The organism is Carnobacterium sp., from assembly GCF_049673005.1.
Taxonomy (GTDB): Bacteria; Bacillota; Bacilli; order Lactobacillales; family Carnobacteriaceae; genus Carnobacterium_A.
Map to the genome: position 1 here is coordinate 1 of NZ_JBATXB010000128.1, position 4,827 is coordinate 4,827.

The 4,827-nt window shown below is 33.4% G+C and carries 6 protein-coding genes; all 6 read left to right on the forward strand.

Annotated features, from left to right (window positions below; genetic code table 11):
• Positions 1-131 precede the first annotated feature (131 nt).
• On the forward strand, positions 132-689 hold the full coding sequence (locus WBF61_RS09750) for a TetR/AcrR family transcriptional regulator (RefSeq protein ID WP_424256069.1): 558 nt from the start codon (positions 132-134) through the stop codon (positions 687-689).
• Between the two features lie 81 nt (positions 690-770).
• Complete coding sequence (locus WBF61_RS09755; protein ID WP_424256071.1) at positions 771-2,099, forward strand: MATE family efflux transporter; 1,329 nt, start codon at positions 771-773, stop codon at positions 2,097-2,099.
• A gap of 367 nt (positions 2,100-2,466) precedes the next feature.
• Complete coding sequence (locus WBF61_RS09760; protein WP_424256073.1) at positions 2,467-2,919, forward strand: GNAT family N-acetyltransferase; 453 nt, start codon at positions 2,467-2,469, stop codon at positions 2,917-2,919.
• 255 nt (positions 2,920-3,174) lie between these two features.
• Entirely contained in the window at positions 3,175-3,537 is a 363-nt protein-coding gene (locus WBF61_RS09765; protein WP_424256075.1) for a DUF1801 domain-containing protein, read from the forward strand.
• Between the two features lie 90 nt (positions 3,538-3,627).
• Positions 3,628-4,152 carry a GNAT family N-acetyltransferase gene (locus WBF61_RS09770; protein WP_424256076.1) on the forward strand — a complete coding sequence of 175 codons (525 nt, stop codon included), beginning with the start codon at positions 3,628-3,630 and terminating at the stop codon, positions 4,150-4,152.
• A gap of 62 nt (positions 4,153-4,214) precedes the next feature.
• Positions 4,215-4,827 (forward strand): NAD(P)-dependent oxidoreductase (locus tag WBF61_RS09775; RefSeq protein ID WP_424256078.1); only part of this gene is annotated, 613 nt, incomplete at its 3' end.

Sequence of the window (4,827 nt, forward strand, 5' to 3'; positions counted from 1 at the left end):
GGTTTCCCAGCGGTTCCTTATCGTCATGTATTATTCGAAGGTTCTTTGTATTGACTTAATTCATTAATTAGAATAATATGAAAACTAAAAACACAATTATAGTTTTTTGGGTTTAGATAGGAGGAATAAAAGTGAGAAATCGAATTTTACAAGCCTTTATTGAAGAAACAAAAGAGGTTGGGATCAAGTTTACAATGGATGATTTGGCAAAACGTCTAGGAATAAGCAAGCGGACATTATACGAAAATTTTTCATCAAAGGTAGATATTCTTGAATGTATCATTGATAGCACGCTTAGTGAGTTTGATGAACAAAATCATTTAATTATCACTGATCCTAAAAATAGTCTCATTGAAAAAATAAAAAAAACAATAACGGTGATACCGAAGTATAACGATTTCTATGATTTACGAATCTTGGAACAATTGAAACGGTTTTACCCACAACAATGGGAACGTGTAAATCGCGAATTCAGTCAATGGGATGATGTAAAAAGCCTTATTGAAGAAGGGATTCAAACAGGAGTTATTAGGAACATGAATAGTGACTTACTGATGAAAATGATTATAGAGTCTGTGAATATTACACTCGATAAGCAGTTCTTTTTAGAACATAGTATCCCAATGGTAGAATCGTTTGAAATGATTGTAGACGTATTATTAAATGGAATCACGACTGTGGAAAAGTGAATAGACTAGTAAGTAAACAGGGTAGTTTTTTTATTCATTTTAAAATTCAATATAATGAACAGAAAAGGATTTGAAGCAATTATGACAGAAAAGAAAATAATAAATAGTTTAGATACGGAATCAGTAGGTAAGTCTTTTTTAAAGTATTTAATTCCTTCAGTTGTTGGAATGTTATTAATGGCAGTGAATATTATTATAGATGGGATTATGGTTGGAAATAAATTAGGTCCAATCGCTCTAGCCGGAGTTGGCATTGCCGCGCCGGTTTACAGTATTTTTGTAGCGATGTCATTATGGATTGGTATCGGTGCGGCGAACAGATACTCGGTCATGATGGGTGCTAAACGACTAGACCAGGCTCGTATCATTTTTTCACATGCCATCAGCACCATCTTCATTTTGACACTAATTATTGGATTCACTGCCTTTATGTTTAGAACTGAACTCGCATATTTACTAGGTGCAAATGCGGATACGTTTGAATATACATCGGCGTACTTGAATATTCAGTTAGTATTCGGATTTATCTTTACTGTAGAGAATGCCTTTAGCATCTTAGTGAGAAATGATGGCGGTCCGAATACAGCAATGACGGCACTTATAACTACATCAGTCGTGAATATCATTCTGAATTATGTGTTTTTATTTAAACTCAATTTAGGTGTAACTGGAGCAGCTATTGCTACGGTTCTTGGAGCACTTGTTGGATTAATTATTCTCAGTACACACTTTTTTAGAAAAAAGAATAATTTGCGTTTTGTACGATTTAAGTTTGATAAAAAGCTTATTTTTCTTATATTAGGTATAGGCTTTCCGAGTTTTCTTGCAGAGGTAGGTATTTCTTTTTTTACAATTTCACATAATCTTGTGTTTAAGCAACTTGCTGGAACAGTTGGTTTATCCGCGTTCGCAATTTTAAATTACGTTCACAGTGTCATGTTGTTGTTATTTTTAGGAATGGGTTCTGCTATCCAACCACTGATTAGCTACTATAAAGGAGCTAAAGACGAAAAGAAGATGAAAGAAACTGTACGACTTGCAATCTGGACAGCTTTAGGAGCTGGAATCTTCTTTCTACTTATCGGTCAATTTGCAGCAGCTCAGATTGTTAACTTGTTTGGTGATTTTCCAAAAGAAGTAGTCGCATTAGCCGTTTCGGGTATAAAATTATTCTTTATTGCGTATCTTTTTATGGGAATAAACTTTGTGATGATGACCTACTATCAATCTATCGGACACATCCGAATGGCAACATGGATTACGGCGACACGAGGCATTATTATTTTACTGGTTTTACTTATGATTCTTCCTCAATTATTCGGATTAACAGGAGTTTGGCTTGCAGTTCCAGCATCTGAATTTGTCGTTCTTTTAACCATTTTTTATTACCATAAACGATGGCATAGATAAATAATTAGCTTAATCACGCTAAAAAAAGGAATCTTGAATGCTCAAGATTCCTTTTTTTATAGAGTTAATTCAAAGCTTTTACTCATCCTATTTGGCTAGACTGCTTATCTGAGTTATACTATTCTAAATACTTTGTTGGAAAGCGGATTCATTGATAGTGGAGGTATAAATTTTTTATTGAGAGCACTGATTAACCAAAGAGTGCTGAATTTCTTATTCGTAACTACTTAGCAAAAATCGAGATAATTTGGGATACTAGCAATAGAGTGATGAGTGAGAAATGTCAAATACAAAGCTTTAAATTAATGGATATACAGATTCAAACTCTAACAAATAACACACTTTATCACTTAAAAAGGAGAATGAAATGAGGATTAGAGAGTGGAATAAAAATGAAAGTATCCCTATTAATCTTTTGCTTTTAGCAGACCCGTCTTACTCAAGTATTGATGAGTGTGTAAGACGAGGAGACTGTTTTATAGCCGAAGAAGAAGAGGAAATCATCGGTATATTTATTCTTCTACCTACAAGATTTAGAACAATAGAAATAGTAAATGTTGCTGTTGTGAAGGAAAGGCAGGGTAAAGGAATAGGTAAAGAGTTAGTCAAATCTGCAATTGAGAAGGCGAGACAGGCTGGGTACAAAACAATTGAAGTAGGAACAGGTAATTCAAGTTTAGAACAATTAGCTCTATACCAAAAATGCCATTTCAGAATGATCTCTGTAGATAGTGACTTTTTCACTAAAGCTTATACGGAAGAAATTTACGAAAACGGTATACAATGTAGGGATATGATTAGGTTATCGCAGGATTTATGAGAATAAGTCGTTTTCATCAAAAAGAATAGGAGTTATTACTCTTACTCTATTTAAAGGAACTCATCTAAAGAACCGTGAAATAAAACGATAAGATTAATTTAGGAACAAAGGTTTAATAAAATTGTTCAACTAATAAAACACCTGATTTTATTAGTTTTGCCTCAAAAGTAATCATCGCTTTGATTCTCCTTTTAGTTGAATGTAAAAAAGAGTATGTGTTTAACGAATAAACCTAGTGAGAGAGGAATTGCGCATATGAACATTAGCTCAAAAGATAAGAATGTTGAAAAATTTTTAAAAGATGTTATGGAAATAGATGATGGTAAATTTAATATTCTAGAAGAATTAAGAAGAATTGTATTTATGAATAATAAAACTATACAAGAAAGAATGATGTATGGAGGCATTATGTTTTCGAATGAAAAAGATTTGGGTGGTGTTTTTGTTTATAAAAAACATGTATCCTTTGAATTTTCAGAAGGATATAGATTGGACGATCCAGAAAACTTGTTACACGGTACTGGTAAAAAAAGACGGCATTTGAAGTTGTATGCCTTAACAGATATCAGTGATAATAGAGTGGATTTTTTTGTTAAACAAGCACTTTTGTTAACTTAAGAGTAATAAAGAAAAAATAGTAAGGTATAATGATACTAATAAAACCAGTAAGATTGTGGATAAATGGCTATATTTTAGGGGGGAATACATATGGAATTTTATATTAGACCAATAAATAGTGGTGATGGAAAAGGATTAAATGAATTGAGAAGGATGCCAGGAGTATTTGAAACGATTCTAGGGATACCGTCAGAGAGAATTAAAAATAATGAAGATTTTATTCTTAATATGGATTCCAACCAACATCAATTTATTGCTATTTCGAAGCTTCAAAATAAGGAAGAAGTAGTTATAGGAACGGTTGGATTATCGGTGAATGGAAACCATCGTACTCGACATAGCGGAAGCATAGGTATTATGATTCATAAAGATTACCAAAACAAAGGCGTTGGTACTGCTTTAATGGACGCAATTATAGATGTAGCAGACAATTGGTTAATGCTCGTTAGACTTGAACTTACTGTATTTGAGGATAATGTAAAAGCCATACAGCTGTATGAAAAATATGGATTTGAAAAAGAGGGAATAAAACGTCTTGCGGCAATAAGAAATGGGCAATACGAAAATGAATATTTGATGGCAAGAATAAATTTAGTTCCTTATCCTACAAGATAAGTCATTCTTAAATGAATGATTAGTTAAGTAGTATTTTAGCTAATTCAGAAAGGTGAGATAGTATGAAAATAATCGTTTTTGGTGCAACAGGTGGTACAGGTCAGTTTGTTGTACAACAAGCATTAGAAGAAGGATTTGAGGTAACCGCGTTTGTTCGGACCCCATCAAAGTTGAAAATAGCACATGGAAATTTAACAACGATTAAAGGGAACGCTTTTAATCAAGGTGAGGTAACGGCGGCAATTAAAGGTCATGATGCTGTTGTATCATGCTTGGGATCAAGCCAAGGAATGAAAAAATCAACCGAATTACAAGAGATGACAAAAGTAATCGTTACGGGCATGGGAAAAAATGGTGTTAAACGAATCGTTTATATTGCCTCTGCTGGAATCCATAATGAGTTACCGGGCATAAGCGGAAAATTAATCATGAGAGTACTTAAAAATACTTTAATAGATCATCGTGTAGCCACTGATTGTATTAAAGCAAACGGACTAATCTATACAATCGTTAGACCGATGGGATTGACGGATCGTCCTTTTTCAGGAAAGTACAGAGAATCTACAACAGGTTTACCAAAAGGATCAAGGTCGATACCGCGTGCAGATGTGGCGGACTTTATTCTAAAAGCATTAAAAGATAAAAAGTATGAAAATACTTCTATCGGAGTTTCTA